This is a genomic window from Gordonia polyisoprenivorans, assembly GCF_017654315.1.
Taxonomy (GTDB): Bacteria; Actinomycetota; Actinomycetes; order Mycobacteriales; family Mycobacteriaceae; genus Gordonia; species Gordonia polyisoprenivorans_A.
The window spans coordinates 2,324,522-2,341,097 of record NZ_CP072203.1 but is presented as its reverse complement, the minus strand read 5'-3'; the positions used below and the strand labels follow the sequence as shown (position 1 = coordinate 2,341,097).

At 63.7% G+C, this 16,576-nt stretch carries 11 protein-coding genes, 4 pseudogenes and 1 other annotated feature; of the genes and pseudogenes, 4 read left to right on the top strand and 11 right to left on the bottom strand.

Features of this window, described 5'->3' with window-relative positions:
• Positions 1–3 precede the first annotated feature (3 nt).
• Positions 4–1,502, bottom strand: a pseudogene (locus J6U32_RS10445) (IS1634 family transposase).
• A 175-nt stretch (positions 1,503–1,677) separates the two neighbouring features.
• Here J6U32_RS10445 and J6U32_RS10440 point away from each other — a divergent pair.
• Together J6U32_RS10440 and J6U32_RS10435 are read left to right on the top strand one after the other, a co-directional pair.
• On the top strand, positions 1,678–2,301 hold the full coding sequence (locus J6U32_RS10440; protein ID WP_208795277.1) for a TetR/AcrR family transcriptional regulator: 624 nt from the start codon (positions 1,678–1,680) through the stop codon (positions 2,299–2,301).
• Positions 2,302–2,628: 327 nt separating this feature from the next.
• Positions 2,629–3,297: a TetR family transcriptional regulator gene (locus tag J6U32_RS10435; RefSeq protein WP_244332778.1), complete on the top strand. Its 669-nt coding sequence runs from the start codon at positions 2,629–2,631 to the stop codon at positions 3,295–3,297.
• A gap of 120 nt (positions 3,298–3,417) precedes the next feature.
• Here the strand turns inward: J6U32_RS10435 and J6U32_RS10430 are convergent, their stop codons facing one another.
• The 6 genes and pseudogenes from J6U32_RS10430 to J6U32_RS10405 form a co-directional block, all read right to left on the bottom strand.
• Positions 3,418–4,338: an IS5 family transposase gene (locus J6U32_RS10430; protein WP_208796052.1), complete on the bottom strand. Its 921-nt coding sequence runs from the start codon at positions 4,336–4,338 to the stop codon at positions 3,418–3,420.
• Positions 4,339–4,567: 229 nt separating this feature from the next.
• Positions 4,568–5,742 (bottom strand): annotated as a pseudogene (locus tag J6U32_RS10425) (IS1380 family transposase); the annotation flags it as partial.
• 32 nt (positions 5,743–5,774) lie between these two features.
• A pseudogene (locus J6U32_RS10420) lies at positions 5,775–7,035 on the bottom strand (IS3 family transposase).
• Positions 6,620–6,751 (bottom strand) — a sequence feature (AL1L pseudoknot). Its footprint overlaps the pseudogene before it by 132 nt.
• 48 nt (positions 7,036–7,083) lie before the next feature.
• Positions 7,084–7,497, bottom strand: a pseudogene (locus J6U32_RS10415) (helix-turn-helix domain-containing protein); the annotation flags it as partial.
• Positions 7,498–7,865: 368 nt separating this feature from the next.
• Positions 7,866–8,969, bottom strand: a complete 1,104-nt coding sequence (locus J6U32_RS10410) for an amidohydrolase family protein (protein ID WP_208795276.1) — start codon at positions 8,967–8,969, stop codon at positions 7,866–7,868.
• A gap of 890 nt (positions 8,970–9,859) precedes the next feature.
• Complete coding sequence (locus J6U32_RS10405; protein WP_208795275.1) at positions 9,860–11,032, bottom strand: thiolase family protein; 1,173 nt, start codon at positions 11,030–11,032, stop codon at positions 9,860–9,862.
• A gap of 100 nt (positions 11,033–11,132) precedes the next feature.
• On the opposite strand from J6U32_RS10405, the gene J6U32_RS10400 reads away from it, so the two are divergent.
• Both J6U32_RS10400 and J6U32_RS10395 read left to right on the top strand, forming a co-directional pair.
• Positions 11,133–11,633 carry a TIGR03086 family protein gene (locus J6U32_RS10400; protein WP_208795274.1) on the top strand — a complete coding sequence of 167 codons (501 nt, stop codon included), beginning with the start codon at positions 11,133–11,135 and terminating at the stop codon, positions 11,631–11,633.
• Positions 11,634–11,706: 73 nt separating this feature from the next.
• Entirely contained in the window at positions 11,707–12,144 is a 438-nt protein-coding gene (locus tag J6U32_RS10395) for a TIGR03668 family PPOX class F420-dependent oxidoreductase (protein ID WP_208795273.1), read from the top strand.
• Between the two features lie 440 nt (positions 12,145–12,584).
• Here the strand turns inward: J6U32_RS10395 and J6U32_RS10390 are convergent, their stop codons facing one another.
• The 4 genes from J6U32_RS10390 to J6U32_RS10375 form a co-directional block, all read right to left on the bottom strand.
• The gene (locus J6U32_RS10390; protein WP_208795272.1) at positions 12,585–13,145 is read right to left on the bottom strand and encodes a TetR/AcrR family transcriptional regulator; all 561 of its coding nucleotides are present in this window, start codon (positions 13,143–13,145) and stop codon (positions 12,585–12,587) included.
• Between the two features lie 77 nt (positions 13,146–13,222).
• Entirely contained in the window at positions 13,223–13,900 is a 678-nt protein-coding gene (locus tag J6U32_RS10385; protein WP_208795271.1) for a TetR/AcrR family transcriptional regulator, read from the bottom strand.
• Between the two features lie 106 nt (positions 13,901–14,006).
• Positions 14,007–15,527: a class I adenylate-forming enzyme family protein gene (locus J6U32_RS10380; protein WP_208795270.1), complete on the bottom strand. Its 1,521-nt coding sequence runs from the start codon at positions 15,525–15,527 to the stop codon at positions 14,007–14,009.
• A 111-nt stretch (positions 15,528–15,638) separates the two neighbouring features.
• Positions 15,639–16,571, bottom strand: a complete 933-nt coding sequence (locus J6U32_RS10375; protein WP_208795269.1) for an N-acetyltransferase — start codon at positions 16,569–16,571, stop codon at positions 15,639–15,641.
• Between the last annotated feature and the right edge of the window lie 5 nt (positions 16,572–16,576).

Sequence of the window (16,576 nt, the reverse complement as noted above, 5' to 3'; positions counted from 1 at the left end):
CAATTAACTAATGTCCACGTTGGGGGCGAGGTCGCGAATGGCTTGGGCCAGGTCGTCTGGGAGTGCGTCCGCGGCGGTGATCGTCTGGCCGGCGGCTTGGATCTCGATAGTTCGATAGCGGTGAGCGGTGGTGACGAACTTCTTGATCGACCATCCGGTGCGGGCTTCGACGATCCGGGTGACCGCGAGGGCGGCGAACACGATCGTCAGGTGCGCATGGATCGATCCTTCGAGGTGGTGGAAGATCGGGCGCGCGGCCAGATCGGACTTCGACATCCGGAACGATTTTTCGATCCGCCGCAGCTGATGGTAGGAGACGATCGCGAAATCTGCTGTGGGAGAGTCGATGTTCTTCGCGTACGCCTTCCACCCGGCAAGGGTCTTCGCGATCGTCGCCAGTGCAGTGTTGACGCTCCTGTCCGCGCCGGTTGCGCTTGACCGGAATCTTGCCCGCCACCGCCGTCTCCGCCTTGTCCAACTGCTCGTTGATGCCACGGAGACTCCGACGGGCTTGATCGGCGCTGTAGCGGTAGTACACCACCCGATTCTGACGGCAACTGGTCTTCTGGTCTTCGAGTTCGCGGGTAGCCACTGAGTCAATGCCAACCCGTCCGGCGGAATCGATTCCGGATTGTCCTTGTGCCACTTGCTGATCAGATAAGGAATGGTCGGGATCTTCTCACCACAATGAACGACAGCCCAGCATCCTCGATGGTCTTCATGTTGGCCGAGGAGATCATTCCAGCATCAGCGACCACCGTCACGTCGGTGAGCTGGTGGGCGGTCATGAACGTTGTCAACGTCGGCATCATCGTCAACGTGTCCGCCTTGTTGCCCTCGAACGCCTCCATCATGAGCGGAAACCCTGATGCGTCGATCAACAACCCGACCGTAATCTGCGGCTCCAGGCAACGTTCCTTGGAGAACCCAGGTTCCTGAATCCCGTCGGCCTTGTCGGTCTCGAAATAGAGCGTGATGACGTCGTACAAACACAGCGTCGCCGGCCCCAGGCGGGCGTGCTCCGCGCACGCTCGCGACAACTCGCGTTGCCACCGCGGCTCGGCGAACGTACGCAGGTGTCGGGTGATGGTGGCATACGAGGGTGGGTCGACACCCGATTCGGCCGGTACCCGTAGCGAATCGCGTTTGCTCATCAGTTCGATGATCCTGGCCAATATGAGATCACCGAACGCTCTGTTGCCATTGGTCTCTCCCGTGAATCCCAGTTCGTCGTAGATTCCGGTCAACGCATCGAGCAGTACCACCATCCGGGAACTGGCAATCGGGAGCGACCCGGTCCCATCAACCGCGGCGATCCCCAGATCCAGTTGCTGCTGCCCTGGGACAGCCGAGCTGCTGCCGCCGCCTTCAGTGCCGCCACCTTGTGTTCGTCGTGACCGGAACCGATGTGTTCGATCCTGCGGGCACCACCACGATTGGAGTACACGATCTGGACAGTGGTGGCCCCCGAACTTCGTCTTCACCGTCCGCACGAACGCCAAACCCACGAGCCTGAACACCACCTGTAAGCGTCCATCTGCAGACCCATCACCCCAGTTCACGGCGCCGCGAATCACGGATCCAACGAAAATGAGATGAGTCAGGAATCACCACGCAGGCATTCGCCCCCAGGCAAGCCCGACCCCTTCGCGTTGGCGTCCATGCGATCATCGAGGCGTGACGTCAGACACCGCACGCAAACGACGGTCGAGCGCCGAGGTACTTTCGCTGATCCGCGACGCGGCCTACGAAGAGTTCGCCTGCACCGGCCTCGCGGGTGCCAGCATTCGATCCATCGCCGAACGAGCCGGCGTCACCGAATCCATGGTATTCCGTCACTTTTCGTCCAAGGCCGAATTGTTCCAGGTGGCCGCAGCCGGCCCGGTGGTCCGGTACATGTACGAGTTCGCGAGTTCTATCGCATCGAATCCCGACGAAGGCCCGACCGACGTGACCGAACGCTTCGTCAGCGGGCTTTACGACCTGTGCATGGCGAACCGCCGAATTCTCATCTCACTGGCTGCAGATGCTTCCGAGGACGTTGGCCTCGACGCCGAGCCGGCATTCGACGCCTGCCTCGATGCCCTCGTTCGCGGAATCAATCGGTATTCAGCCGCGAACAACAGCAGCGCGAGAGGCAACCTCAAGGACACGGTGCGCTTGACGTTGGCAGTGGTGCTCGGGGCAACTATGAGCGGCAATGACCTGTTTCCGCGCTCGACCGACCGATCATCGATCACGGCGATGCTCGCGCAGTTTGTCCTGTACGGCGCTGGATATCGGACTCCCGACATCACCTGACGAAACTCCGAGGCCCTCGTATCAGATCAAAAATTGCACTATTGGGACTAAAAGCTGGGCATTTCGTGACGCCCATGGCCGGGCTCCGACGAGGACCCGAGCTGGATTGGACCCGGACTGCGCGCGCAAGGGATCGCTCGCAGTCGAGGAGTTCGGCTAGCCGTCCTAGACCCCGACTCTGAAGGAACACCAAATGACTTCTGGCACCGCGCGAACCGGATCTCGCGCGCGTCTACCGCACGCCCGCCACCTTACACCGTAATGCTTATGCTGGCCGACCTCGAGTGGCCGCAATCAAAGCAGATGCGCTCTGGGTAGACTTCGCCTGTGACTGGGCACCAGGGCAAAGGAGACGTTTCTGCTGCCCCGCGGCGGACTCTGCGCGCCAAGGGCCGGCCGCCGACCCTGAGTGAAGACCAGATCGTGGAGGCCGCCGTGGCGGTCATCCGTGCTGAGGGCCTCGATGCACTCTCTATGCGTCGCCTGTCGCGGGAGCTGGGCCGTTCGCAAATGGCCGTCTATTCCTATGTCGCCGACAAACAAGCTCTTCTCGATCTCGTTGCCCGCGCGACCTTGGCCGACGTCGAGATTCCCGACACCGGGACGTGGGACGTTCGGCTACGTGCCCTCATCGACAACATCGATCGCAGGTTGAGAAAGCAGCCCGACAGCGCTGGATTGCTGTTGCAGCGCATGCTGCATTCCCACCAACACATCGTCGACGCGATGATGGAGATCATGCTCAGCGCCGGATTGCCGGAACGACAGGTGCTACTGGCATACGCGATGATCCACACGTACCTCTTCGGTCGCTATCAAGTGACGGTCGCGGTCGAGAACAAGGACGACGCCGAGTTGCCACCCACGCTGGCGCGAGTCACGGCGCATCTCGATGAGCTCCATGGCGCCGACTACTACAGCTTCGGCATCGACTCGCTCATCGACGGTTTACGGGCGAGGATCAGGGACGCCGCGACGGAAGCCGGCCAGGAGTAGTCTCGGCCCCAGGACGCGCAACTCCCGACGCCATATCCACAAGGCACTTGACCCGATGCCGTAGAGGCGGCGAACCATATATTGAATTGATCACAGCCATTGCACTTGCCTTATGTGTAGCTAGGGCGTGTCTCCCAAGTGCTGTAGCCAGTTGAGGATCGCGTTCAGTGTCACACCGGCCCGGTAGGTGATGGCGAGTTTGTCGTATCGGGTGGCCAGTCCCCGCCATTGCTTGGACCATGCGAATGAGCGCTCGACGACGTTGCGGCCCTTGTAGAGGTCGGAGTCGAAGGCGGGTGGTCGGCCACCCTTGCTCGCTCGTTTCTTACGCGAGGTAACCTGGGTGGACTTCTCCGGAATCACTGTTTTGATCCCCTTGTCACGCAGCATATCTCGATTGACACCGGTGGCGTAGGCCTTGTCAGCCAGGACCGCGTCCGGACGAGTCCGCGCACGACCGACACCGATCCGTGGAACATGGATGTCGGCGAGCACCTCGGCGAGCATCGCGCCATCGTTGCGTTGGCCGCCAGTGACGATGTTGACCAATGGTCGTCCCCGCCCGTCGACGGCACGATGAATTTTCGTGGTTAACCCGCCCCGCGACCTGCCGATCCCGTGACCTGCGGGTTCACCTCCGTTCGGGGCGGGTTCTTGTGATTCGATGCTGCCCCCTGTGTCCTGATCAGGGCGCGAGGTGTTCGTCGCGTCCTGATGCGCACGCGCGATCGTCGCGTCCACCGACAGTCTCCAGTCGATCCGCCCAGCCGTATCGGCCTCGGCGAGCACGTGCGCGAGCACACGGTCCCACGTGCCGTCCTGGGCATAGCGGCGATGACGTTTCCACACCGTCTGCCACGGCCCGAACACCTCAACTGGCAAGTCCCGCCACGGAATTCCGGTCCGGTACCGATAGGCCATGCCCTCGACCACTCGGCGATGTTCACCACATGGATGCGCACGCTTACCCACATTCGACGGCAACAGTGGTTCGATCCGTGCCCACTGCTCGTCGGTGAACACTTGATACCTCGACGTCATCATCGCCACGAAAACGGCATGCGCCCATCAGAACCACACATATGGGAAACACGCCCTAGCCTCGATGTTTCGCGGGGTGACGCCCGCCGCGTGAGTCGGTCCGGTGCGGTGGTCTGAGGACCGGATTCCGGACCGGGGCCGTGAGTGTGTGGCCGAGCGTCGGTGGGCGTCGGGGTTCACGGCCCCGAAGTGCGTTGTCCTTTCGGTCGGTGGTCAGGCTGGCCGGGGGTCAGCCGGGGTCGGGAAGTGCTGCGAGTCGGGCGATCCCGTCGAGTAGCAACTGGAGGTGGGGTGCGGTGGCGGCGAGTGTGAGTCGGGTCCGTCGCGCGTGACGGGTCAGTCGGGCGGCGATCGAAAAGATTTGTAGTCGTAGCCGTTTGGGTTCCCACCGCCGGGCGGGGGTGGTGTCGAAGGCGAGCATCTGGGTCCAAGCGATCACCTCGCACGCGAGCGCGATGATGGCACACCAGATGCGGTTCTGATCAAACCCGTGCAGCGGAAGGTTCGTCAGTCCGCAGTCTTTGGCGGTGCGGATGCGGTCCTCGCAACGCGCACGCCGGCGGTGGCGCAGTTCCAGCTCGGCGAGCTGGCCGCGGGGTGTGTTGGTGGCGAACGCGGTCAGTCGCATGCCGTCGGAGTCGGTGAACCGCAACTGCGCGCCCGGATGCGGTTTCTCTTTCCGCACGATCACCCGCATGCCCTCGGGCCAGCCCGAAAGGTCCAGCATGCCCGTCAGTTCCGCGACCCACGCCCCGTCGCGTTCGACCCCGTCGGCGTCGTAGGCCGGGGTCCACGCCTGCGGCGACAGTCGGTCGATGATCTCGGCGATGGCCTCGGTGAGTCCGAACCCGACCGAGTAGGCCAGCCGCCGTCTGGTCAGATAGTCGAGGAATTCGTGGGTGCCGCCGGCCGAATCGGTACGGATCAACACGGCTTTCCCGACCCGATAACCGTCGATGCCGGGTACTTGGGCCAGGGCCTGCTCGACGACGCTGATGTGATCAGCAGCGGTGTTCGACCCGGCATTACCGGGCCGCAACATGATGGCGAGTGGTTCACCGGTGCCGGCGGCTTGGTGGTCGGCGAACGCGCACAGCGGGTGAAACCCGAAGCCTTCTTCCAGTGTGGGGTGGCCTGCTCTTTGTCGGAGTGTGCGGTCACCAAGGTGGCGTCGAGATCGATGATCAACGGATGCCGCACATCACGGTCATGGTTAGGGGCCGCGGCGCCGGCGGCGGTCCACGCCTGCGCGCGGGCGGCGGCGCGGGCGGTGTTGATCGCCGACAAAGCCGCCGACGCATCGGCGGCCAGCGTGGAGATCAGCCGCGACACCGTCGGATCCGAGGCCACCGGCCCTAACACGCCCGGATCGGCACGCACCTGGTTGATATCAGCCAGACAATCCCTGAACCGTCCTGGACTGGGTGGAGACCTGGTTAGGCCACCTCCGTCTCGGAGGTGGCGCTCTCACGGTAGCGCGTCTCGTATTCGATGGGTGAGCAGTAGCCCAGCGAGGAGTGCAGGCGGTCGGTGTTGAACCAGAACACATACGCTGCGGTCTCACGTTCGACCTCGGCGCGGTCGGTCCAGGTGCGACTGGTGTTGATGAGTTCGGTCTTGTAGAGCCCGATTGTCGATTCCATCAGCGCGTTGTCGAGGGCATCGCCAACCGATCCGATGGATCCGGTGATGTCGGCCTCCTGCAAAGCCGCGGTAAACGCCAACGACGTATATTGACCAGGTTCAACCGGTGTCGCTGTGGTGCACCAAACCTGTTGCAGTGAAGTCGAATACAGATCTACTTCGGGTGAACAACGCTTGCTTGACCACACTGGTCACCAACGGCGTGTGTTTGCTGGTCATGACCCGCCACCCGAGGATGCGTCGGGAGAACACATCGACGAGAAACGACACGTACACGAACCCGGCCAACGTCCACACATAGGTGAAGTCGGCCACCCACCACTGATCCGGTCGATCTGGTGTATCCCATTGCCGGTCAACATGATCCGGGAATCGTGGCGCTTTGTCATCGCGATGGGTGGTGACGGTGCGGTGAGAACCCCGGACAGCTCCGGAGATCGGCGCAGATCCCCATCAGCCGGCCCACCTGATCGCGACCCATCGGGTGTCCTGCTCGCCACATCTGGTGATGCATCTTGCGGACCCCGTAGACACTGCAGTTCTTGGTGAACTGCCGGAACACCTCGTGTGCGGCGTACGCCTCGGCCAGCGCGGCCGCCGAGACGACACCACGCTTCTTGCGGGCGTAGTAGGTGGACGGGGCGATCTGCATTCCGTACTCGGTGAGTACCCGGCAGATCGGATCGACCCCGAACCGGTCCTTGTGATCGTCGATGTAGTCGACGATCAGTGCAGTCGGCGGTCGATCTCCGCCGCCGCGAAAAACGCTGACGCTGTCTTCAAAATCTCGTTGGCTCTGCGTAATTCGGCGTTCTCGCGGCGCAACTCGCGCAGCTCAGCACTCGGCGCCTCCGCCGATGAGGCACTCGCGGTCGAGACGGCCGGCGTGTCCTTCCCGATCCAGTTCCGCAACGTCGCTGGATTGATGTCAAGCATCTCCCCGACATGGCGCCGCGCCGCCAACTTCGCGCCACCGACCTCGGCCAGCCGATCGTGATACATCCTCACTGCCCGCTCACGAGTCTCCTGGTCAAACTTTCGTGCTGCTCCCATACCGACTCCTGGTGAGATCACGGTCTCCACCAGACCCAGGACGGTTCAGTTCCAGCTCAACCCGACCGCAGCCGCGACGGCCTTCACACTCATCTTGTCGCTGATCATCGCTCGCATGATCCAGGTAGTGGTGCGGCGAGTGACCTGCGCTCGTGGCGCGGCGATCGACGTGAGATCAGCCCGGAACACCGATGTCGCGCAGGCTGCGTTCACACATGTGTAGCGCGGAACCTGCACATGCAGCCGCGTGGGGCGACCCACGATCGGCAGATCGGCCAGCTCCCGGTCGACATGATCACGCAACCGGCCCGGCCGCTCACACGCCGGGCAGCGGTCCTTCGGGTCCAGGAGCTGGCAAAACAGGTGGGTGCGGTCTTCGCCGTCGATGACGGCGTCGGTGATGGTGACGCCGAGTTCGATCGTGCGGCAAATCGTGTCGGCAATAGCGCTACGCTGCGTCATGGTTCCTGTTGGTGTTCGAATGGGTGTGTGAGAGCTTTCATCTTCACACCACAGGACCCGCCACGAGCGCGGCGGCTCACCACCGAATCGGACCCACATCTAGTGGACTCGCACACCCACTCGGGCACTCTCAATCAGGAAGAGCCGTTTTGTTTAGTGGTGTATGACCTGCCCGGTGGCCGCGAACCTCCCACGATGAGCGCGGCCATCAGGTGATCCTTCGAGTGAATTCTCTACGTCCAACTCGAAAGGAACGACCACGATGACCGCTGTCCCTCAGGGTATCGACCCTGCCCAGTTTCTTCACGTCCACCTCACCCAGGCCTCGCCGGATCTAGGCGAGGATCTTCACGCGGCGATTTGGTCGGTCACGGCGCCGCGGCCACCGCTGGGAACAGTTCTTCGAACGACCCGTGCAGCACTCGGTCCCGGATACTCGTGTCGACACCGTCGAACAGGGTATGCAGTGTCTCCTGAGTGTGACCGTAAGTGCCTTCGAGATGCGGGTAGTCGTCACCCCAGAGCACGTTGTAGTACTTGGTGCCCTCGATGACCTGAACACCACTGATGTCATGTTGGAACGACGCGTACACCTGCTGCCGAATGATCTCGCTCGGCAGGCGCGACAACCGAGGACGCACGAACATACCGTGCTGCCGATATGCCTCGTCCATCCGATCGCCAATGGCTGGAACCCAACCGGACCCACCCTCGGCGATCAGGACCTTCAAATCAGGATGACGGTCAAGGGCACCGCCTGCCACCAAATGGGTGACAACGCGCATACCCGGGTAGGTGGTCTCCATATAGTTCACCACGGCGCCGCCCGGGCCCCGATAAACGACATTCTGTGCGCCAGTCCCAATATGGAATGTCAATGGCAAGCCCAGCTCTTCTGCCTTCGCCCACAACGGCTCCCATAGATCCAGACCCCATGCTCGATCATCGTCGATGCCGCATGGGAAGAACAAACCCTGGAAACCCATCTCAGCAGCCCGCTCGGCTTCGGCGACCGCGTTGCCCACGTCCATCAGAGGAACGATCGCGGGCGCGAAGATTCGGTCCTGCGCCGACATCACGTCTTCCATTGCCCAATCGTTCCAGGCCCTGGCAACCGCATTCTCAAGTTCGACGTCGCGGATATTGCACGTCCAGAATCCCATCGACGGGAACGCCAACTGCGACCGAACGCCTTCCTGATCAAGGTCTTGGAGGCGAATTTTCAGATCTTTGAAGCCCGGCGGCCGCATCGCGTCCATGAAGTCATTGAGCTGGCGGTCGATCTGTGTGCCGTCGATGTAAAGAATCTCGTACTTCTCGCCTCGTTCCGATCGCGGTGCGCGATCCGCCAGCCGCTTGGGAAGTCGAGAGGTCCAGAGGTCGTCGGGCTCCATAAGGTGAGAGTCGCCTGAGTGCGCCCAGATCTTCCCTTCCTCTGTCCGCGCCTCAGTGGCGAGCATCGCCTTCGTCATGGGATCTCCTTTACCAGTGTCACATCAGGTTGCCGGCGGCGAGGCTGACCTCCCGCACCAATTACTTTACACTGTAACGCACTGCGTCTGTGATGTGTAGCAGAACTTTTCAGCACACGCCGAACGCGTAGGGTCACGGCCGCCGGGTCAGACCTGAAGCCGGATGCTTGCCCCCGACACCAAGGACCCTCCCCAGTAGCCTCGGTGCACACGCTCGTCACGTCGCGTGCCGACCAGAAGTTGTCGAGACGACAAATTCACCATCGGACTCCGACGAACCATTCGTCGGCATTGCACCGGGAGTTCATTCGGAGCGCCGGGAAGCGCAATGCCCATTGCGCGTGTCCCAGCAAAGCCGGTCCCAGCAAAGCCATCAGCGTAGAGTCACACCTGCAGCTTGGAGCCCAGAGTGCGCGTCTGGCCACGCTCAAACAATGCGGACATTCCGAAACAATTCGCTGAGGTACGCCTCCGGGGCCGACACTGCATTCAGCAGTTTCCTCGCTCATTCCAACTCGAAGGCGATCGGCAGGCGGCCGAGCACGGATCGGAAGCGGGCCGAGTTGCGGCGGAATGTCTCTGGCGGCGTATTCGTCGCGCCGATCTTGCGTAACACTCGAATGATCGGACTCAGCCACGGATTCTCACAACTCGCGGTTGTAATCAATGTGCGATCACTCTCACCACACCGACGTCGGTCAGTTGCCCGAATGCTCAGTCGACATCTCGCTCGAAGTCCCCACCCGATTTCGAAATCGACGAACTATTCGCCCGAGCGACAGAACCCGACGCCGTAGACCGGAGAACGAATCAATGCCAATTCAGGCGCGCACGAGTCTCTATCTTCGACAAGCCGCCTCACGCAACCGTCGCGCTATCGAGTGTTTACCTTACCGAAGGATTTCGTAAATGGTCGCGTTTGCCGTGCCGCCGCCTTCGCACATCGTCTGCAGTCCGAATCGTCCCCCGGTCCGAATGAGGTGACTGATCAGCGTCGAGGCGATGCGGGCTCCCGATCCGCCGAGCGGATGCCCCAATGCGATGGCACCACCGAGCGGGTTGAGCACAGCATCAACCGCTCCCGTCTCGGCCTGCCACGCGAGCGGGACCGATGCGAATGCCTCGTTGACCTCGAACGCGTCGATGTCGTCGACGGACAGACCAGCCCGCGTCAGCGCTAGATGCGTTGCGGGAATGGGGCCGGTCAGCATCTTGACCGGGTCGTCTCCGGTGACCACCGCGGTGTGAATACGGGCAAGCGGCGCGAGCCCGAGTTGAGCCGCTTTCTCCGAGGTGGTGATCAGCAGAGCCGCAGCCCCATCCGAGATCTGAGATGCGTTACCCGCAGTGACACTGCCATTTTCCAAGAACGGGGTCTTGAGTGTGCCCAGCTTTTCCACTGTCGACCCGCGGCGGATTCCTTCATCCGACGAAACGACTCCATCGGCGGTTCGAACCGCCACGATCTCATCGACGAAGGCGCCGTCGTCTTGTGCCTTCGCTGCCCGCTCATGGGACCGAACCGAATACTCGTCCAACTGGGTGCGCGATAGATTCCACTCGCGTGCGATGAGTTCGGCCCCGACCCCTTGATTGAAACGCCCGCCGAATCCTGGTGCGGTGAGTGCGTCAGCGTAACGGTCGACGGCGGAGCCACCCATGTCGCCGGTGCCTTCGACCGTGGCTGCGCCCATCGGGACGCTCGACATCATCTCGACGCCGCCTGCGACGATCACATCGGCCTGTCCCGAGATCACGGTGGCGGCCGCAGTCGAAATGGCCTGCTGCGAGGAGCCACACTGGCGATCGATGGTGAATCCCGGGACGCTTTCCGGCCAGTTCGCGGCCAGCACAGCCATGCGGCCAACGTTGCCGGACTGCTGGCCGACGCTGATGACGTTGCCCCAGTGCACATCGTCGACGATCGATGGATCAATGCCCGCGCGTTCGGCCAGGGCTGTCAGCACCTGGGCGGAGGCATCAACAGCGTGCACACCCGAAAGCCCCCCACCCCGCTTGCCGACCGGCGTCCGCGCCAGCGCCACGATGACTGGGTCCCTCATCACACTTCTCCGATCTCGAACCGATCAAGCGAGCGCGCATTCCGTATAATCAGTTATACGATACGTGCGCGGTGGGGGTCACGTCAACCCCACCTCCGTCGTGACCAACACCCAGCCCGCAGATCCCCGGCCCTTTTACACCGCGGCCACCCAATGGGTCGGCGCCTTGATCGTCCACGTTCGCGATGATCAGCTCGACTCCCCCGCACCGTGTGACGACTTCGACGTCCGCACCGACGAACACCACGATCCCGCCACCTATAACAGCGCGACCGACCAAGCCGTGGCGCTCTGGTCAGATAACGCGAAACTCGTTGCACCGGTACGCGTTCCGTGGGGAGAAGCTCCGGGTGCCGGGGCGCTGTGGGGCTGCGTCAACGAAATCCCGGTCCGCGGCTGGGACCTCGCCGTCGCCACCGGCCAGAACGCCGAGACCGAGCCTGCACTTGCCGAGACCACGCTCGCGATCGCACGGCAATTCATCCCGGCCGAGATCCGCGCCGTCGACGAGGTAGCGTTCGACGCCGTCGTCGGACCCCGTGCCACGGCGGGCGCCACCGAGCGGTTGGCGAACTGGTCGGGGCGTGAGCCCGCGCCCTGAACGCGTGCTTGACGATCTCGCCGTGCCTGACGATCACGCACTGCCGTGTCGAAGATGTGCGAGCGTAGACCTTATGTCCTTCGACACCGCCTGCGTGCGGGCGTTCGCCGCGGCGCGCGTGGCCCGTCTGGCCACCGCTCGCGCCGACGGCACACCGCATCTGGTACCCATCGTCTTCGCACTCGACGACGAGCGTCTCGTCACCGGCGTCGACCACAAACCCAAACGCTCCCAAGCCCTCAGACGCCTGGCGAACATCGAGGAGAATCCCCGGGTGTCGGTGCTTGTCGACCATTACTCCGACGAATGGGGGGAGCTCTGGTGGGTACGGGTGGACGGTCACGCTGTTGTCGTCGACGCCGCCTCCGAGGAGGGCACGACTGCGATCACCGCGTTGGCGAGGAAGTATCCGCAGTATCGCGATCACCGCCCGCACGGTGCAGTGATCATCGTGACCGGTCTGCGCTGGCATCAGTGGTTTGCGCAGACCGGCGCCGTCAGCCCGCGTTGACCCTGGGCAGGACTGTTCGTCAGTCGAATCGTCCATCCTCACCGAGGTGGGAACAACGCGAAACGGCGGCCACAACAGCGGCATCGTCATGCCTGCGTCCCGGTACCGCGTGAGGATGGCCTCGATCTGCTGGGCGGGTTCCGGCAAGCCGCCACCGGCCTCTGCGGTGAGAACGAGAGAGCAGTCGAAGGGATCCGCGGCATCCTGGGGCACCGACGCCTGCGTCGACTCGGCGGGGGGGGAATACCGCGCGCCTCCACCGGCGTTGATGCAACCGACGGTCCCAGAGTCTGCCCCGGGCCCCACCCCATTTGCCGCTTCGAGCGGCCGTTTGCCGAGAGGCGCATTGTCTGGGGCCGTCGCTCTCACAGAGACCGTGCCCGGACCGCCGACCCAGCGGTCCGGGCACTGTGCTGTGACGATGTCGGTGGTTCGGGCCGTCACTGCGGGACAAGCGAGGGCACCAGGAATCGGCGCACCTTCTCCTGCAACCGTTTCAGTGCGTCGTCGGAACCGTCGGTCTGGCTGATGTAGGCGATCTCGATCTCGGCGATCCACTCGCAGAGCAGTCGCACGTCGACGTCCTTGCGCATCTCACCGAGCATCTGCGCTTCGGTGAGGATGGGAGCCCAGAGTTCGTAGGTGAGGTCGATGGCGGTTCCCGAGCGCCACAGCAGTTGCGTCGAGAGGGTCATCTCCTCCGGCGAGACGAGCAGGTGCACCATCGGATCACGCCGACCACGACGCACGTTGTGGCCGATGCCCTCGACGATCTTGTCCTCGAGCGTCCGGCAGTTCGCGATGTAGGACCGCGCGGGTTCGATGTTCATCCGCGCGCGGCGGGTCACCGAGGCCATGATCAGGCTCTCCCGGTCGGAGAAATGCCGGTACACGGTGGCACGCGACATCTTCGCCGCACGGGCCACGTCTTCCATCGTCGTCTTGGTGATCCCGAATCGCTCGAAACACATCTCGGCCGCGCCGAGGATGGTGTCGGCCACCTCGTTGACCCCCGTTGCGGAGCCCCCGGTTCCGGAGCCTCCAGTCCCGGACCCTGCAGCCCCGGAACCGGTCGCGCTCAGGACCGGACCTCGGTCACGGCGTCGGAGGAGGGTGCGCCGGACGCGACCGGACCGGAGGCGACCGCAGCTCCGGGCGCGAAGGCGGGCAGAACGAAGTTGCGCAGCATCTCTCGGTGCGCCGGGTCATCGGGCCGATCGAAGTCCAGCCGGCCGACGAGGATGAATTGCACCAGCGCAATCCATTCCGCGACCTTTTCCCGGTCGAGGTCGGAGCGGATCTCACCGCGCTCGATCGCCCGGTCGATCACCGGTCCCCACATCTCCGCGGTGAGCCTGGCCGCGAGTCCCGAACTGCCGACCAGCGGCTCGGCCATCTGCATGTGTTCGGGACTGACCAGGATGCGAACCAACGGATCCTTGCGCCCGCGATCGACCAGGTAGATCAGGCCCTCGACGAGCTGCTCGGAGAAGGTCGGCATGTCGAGGAGGAATTTGCGGGCCTTGACGAAGAGCATCCGCGATCGGCGCTCGATCAGCGCCGCGATCAAGCTGTCGCGGTCCCCGAAATATCGGTATACGGTGGGCCGCGAGACCCCGGCCTCGCGGCCGATGTCGTCCATGGTCGTCTTGGCGACACCGTACCGTTGGAACACGCGCTCGGCGGCGACCATGATCTGCTTGCGGGCTTCGTCCACATCCTCACTGAGGACGTTGCCCGTCTTCCTGCGCGCCACGTCAGCCTTTCGTCCCTGGTATCCGAACCTCCACGATACAAGAGACGCCTGCTGTCGAATGTCTGCACACTCCTCTCACCTGGTACAGGCGAGAGGAGTGTGCCGATCAGCGCACCTTCGAGAACCGGGTGTCGACGTCCTTGTACTCGTCTCGGATGACGGTCTTGGCGATCTTCCCGCTTGGCAGTCGCGGCAGCGGATCCTGTCGGACGACGACGTATCGGGGCACCTTGAAGTCGGCCAGCACCTTCTCGCAGTGCGCAACGATCGCCTGGGCGTCGACGTCGCCCGAGACGGTGACGATGGCTGCCGGGGTCTCACCGAACCGGTCGTCGTGGGCGGCGATGACCGCGACCTCCTCGACGCCGTCGATCGCCATGATGGCCATCTCGAGTTCCACCGGTGAGATGTTGATCCCGCCGGAGATGATCAGGTCCTTGAGTCGGTCGACGAACTTCACCCGGCCGTCGGTATCCATCACGCCCAGATCCCCACTGTGCAGCCAGCCGTTGCGTAGGGCGGCGGCCGTGGCCTCCTCGTCGTTCCAGTAACCCGGCGTGACGCCCGGCCCACGGACCACGAGTTCACCTTCCTCACCGGGTTGCGCGGGTGCACCGTCGTCGTTGAAGACCGTCACCTCGGTGAAGATCGACCCGGTGCCACACCGGTCCGGGAACTCGAGGGCCTCGGACCGGATCGTCGCGGTCGCCACGCCACCGGCCTCGGTCATCCCGTAGATCTGGCGCAGCAGTACACCCTTGTCCGACCAGCGTGTGAGCAGATCGGTGGGGACCGCCGCGCCACCGACGATCGCGGTCTTGATCGAGGTGAGGTCGGCGGTCGCGAATTCCGGTGCACGCGAGAGTGCTTCGAAGATCAACGGCACCCCGAAGATGGCGTTGACGGAGTGCTTCTCCAACAGCGCCACGGCGTTGCCCGGATTCAGTTCGGGCTCGATGATCAGCTTCCCGCCGAGCACGGTGGTGATGAGCAGTCCGTAGACCAGTCCGGGCGTGAACGCCAGTGGCAGCACCAGCAAAGTCGTTGCGCCGGGCCGGAATCCCTCCTCGGTCAGGGTGTTCTCGAGCACGATCGACAACAGCGTCCGGTTGGTCAGGATGACCCCCTTGGACAGGCCGGTCGATCCGCTGGTGAACAGCACGGTGGTCGGCTCCTCCGGCTCGAGGTCGACCCGGAACCGGTCCGCCTCGCCCGACCGCAGCCGCTGCAATTCGTCGTACCGGACGACGTCGAAGGATTCACCGATCGCCGAGGTGTCCTCGGCGAGTTGCTCGAAACCGGGTGCGACGATCACGAGTCCGATGCCCGCGTCGTCGGCGATCTTGCGCAGTTCGGCCGGCTTGTATCGGCTGTTCAGCGGGACGAGCACACCACCGGCCTTCAGCACCGAGAGTGCGGCCACCGGCCATTCGAGCGAGTTCGGGCCCAGGACACCGACCCGATCGCCGCGCGAGACCCCGTGATCGTCGACGAACGCTCGCGCCACCCGACTCGTCCAGTCGCGGAGTTGGCGGTAGTTCAGCTCGGACTCGGTGAACACCAGCGCGGTGGCATCCCCCTTGGTACGTGCCCACCAGTCGAGGGCTGCTCCGATTGTCGCGGTCATGTGAGTCTCTCTGCTTTCCGCCCGGCGGGTGACCGGGGTGTGGACGGGGCTGGTCGTAGTCTAAAGCTATTAGGATAAATCGGACATGGTTTTCGCTGATCCCGCTCTGTGTCAGCGCAATTCGTAACGGACGTCGGTCCGATCGTGCTGGAATCCGAGGAGACGGCATACCCCGACGAGGTCGTCGTCGGTGGATTCGACGTGGATCTGGATCGCGTGGAGCCCAGCCTTCGACGCCGCCGACGCCGCGCCGAGCAGCAGCGTGGTGATCGCGGCCCGATCGTGTGTCCGCGTCGACAGATGACGTACCGGTGCACACCGCCCGTACTCCTCGGAGTCGAGGGCGACGAGGCCGAGATCGACGAGGCCGCAGATCTGTTTGTCCTCACGCAGGGCCAGCACCTGCCGCTGGATGCCGTCGCCGCCGAGGGTACCGGCCAGTGCGCGGGCTTGCGCGGCCTGGCCACCGGACTCGAGTCGGTCCGCGTAGGCGAGCACGTCGGGGGCATCCTCAACCGACAGTGTGTTGAGCGTCTGTTCGGACTCGGTACCGTCATGCGGCCGGATCAGTTTCCACACACGCCGGGTGCGCGGAATGAGATTGCGATCGCCGATCCGCCCGGACGCCGGATGGTTCCCCCGCGCCCAGGCCTGGACCCGATGGATACCGCTGCCCAGCCATCCCCCGTCGGCGGCCAGGTTCAGTCCGGCCTGTTCCAGCAGCAGGGTCATGATCCCGATGGACCGGAGGTCCGGATCGATGACGACGGTTGCGTCCCACCAGTGTTCGCCCCGATCCACGAATCGGATCATCCCGGCGATCCGTTCCGGGTCCGGTGGACCGTCGAGCGTATTGGGGCGCGGGAGCATCCAGATGACCAGATTGCGAACGTGATCCGGCTCGGCCGTCCGTGCCACGACGTCGTCGGGGTCGATGGTGTTGTACTCGGGCTCGGCGTCGTAGGCGGCGGCCCGCTCGAGGAGCCCACGGAGTTCGGCGGCCTCCGACTCGTCGAAACCGTCACGCCATTCGTACTTGATCATCGTCG

Excerpts from the sequence above, each read along its gene's own strand:
- J6U32_RS10395 (WP_208795273.1), top strand. The coding sequence starts at position 11,707 with ATGTCCTTCGACACCGCCTGCGTGCGGGCGTTCGCCGCGGCGCGCGTG.
- J6U32_RS10405 (WP_208795275.1), bottom strand. The coding sequence starts at position 11,032 with ATGAGGGACCCAGTCATCGTGGCGCTGGCGCGGACGCCGGTCGGCAAG.
- J6U32_RS10375 (WP_208795269.1), bottom strand. The coding sequence starts at position 16,571 with ATGATCAAGTACGAATGGCGTGACGGTTTCGACGAGTCGGAGGCCGCC.
- J6U32_RS10380 (WP_208795270.1), bottom strand. The coding sequence starts at position 15,527 with ATGACCGCGACAATCGGAGCAGCCCTCGACTGGTGGGCACGTACCAAG.
- J6U32_RS10410 (WP_208795276.1), bottom strand. The coding sequence starts at position 8,969 with ATGACGAAGGCGATGCTCGCCACTGAGGCGCGGACAGAGGAAGGGAAG.
- J6U32_RS10430 (WP_208796052.1), bottom strand. The coding sequence starts at position 4,338 with ATGACGTCGAGGTATCAAGTGTTCACCGACGAGCAGTGGGCACGGATC.